Source organism: Cryobacterium sp. MLB-32, from assembly GCF_000738085.1.
In the GTDB taxonomy this organism is placed as follows: domain Bacteria; phylum Actinomycetota; class Actinomycetes; order Actinomycetales; family Microbacteriaceae; genus Cryobacterium.
The window spans coordinates 1-746 of record NZ_JPRS01000569.1 but is presented as its reverse complement, the minus strand read 5'-3'; the positions used below and the strand labels follow the sequence as shown (position 1 = coordinate 746).

The window sequence follows — 746 nt, the reverse complement described above, 5'->3', positions numbered from 1 at the left end:
TATCGGGGTACTTCTGCGTCTCCTTCACGAAGCACATCTGCTGCAGCACGTGAGCGTTCTCCACGGGTACCTGGCCGAACACGTGGATGCTGCCGGACGTGGCGAACTGTTGGCCGGTGAGCAACTGCATGATCGTGGTCTTGCCGGCGCCGTTACGCCCGAGCAGGCCGTAGATCTTGTTCGCCTCCACGGCGAAGCTCACGTCGTCGATGGCGGTGAAGTTTCCAAAACTTTTCGTCAGGCCGTCAACGCGCACCACTGGTTCTTGATTTCTCATTGAGTCATGTCCTTTCGTAGCCTGCTGTGCTGCTGTGAATAAGTTCAGCTACCTGCTCCGGAGTCATGCCGAGTTTGGCCGCCTCGGCGAGAAGCGGGGTCAGGTATTTTGTCGTGAACGCACTCGTGCGCTGGTCGACGATCCGCTGCCGGGCTCCGGCGGTCACGAACATGCCGATCCCTCGTTTCTTGTAGAGGATGCCGTCATCAACGAGCTGGTTCACGCCCTTGCCGGCGGTGGCCGGGTTGATGCGGTGAAACGCTGCGAACTCGTTCGTGGACGGCACCATGGACTCTTCGGCAATGCTGCCATTCAGGATGTCGTCCTCGATTTGCTCGGCGATTTGCACGAAGATTGGCTTGCCCTCGTCGATCAAGGCTGCCCGCCTTCTTCTGGGGTTGATGGGTTAGTTGGTTATGTAACTAACTAACTACGAAGATGGCTGGTTGTCAACTGATTTCCCGGATAG

General features: G+C 57.6%; 2 protein-coding genes. Both read right to left on the bottom strand.

What is annotated here, in order from left to right; genetic code table 11:
* A partial coding sequence (locus tag JF66_RS20010; protein WP_156109957.1) for an ATP-binding cassette domain-containing protein occupies positions 1-277 on the bottom strand: 277 nt, incomplete at its 3' end.
* A gap of 4 nt (positions 278-281) precedes the next feature.
* Entirely contained in the window at positions 282-653 is a 372-nt protein-coding gene (locus tag JF66_RS20005) for a GntR family transcriptional regulator (protein WP_035876228.1), read from the bottom strand.
* Between the last annotated feature and the right edge of the window lie 93 nt (positions 654-746).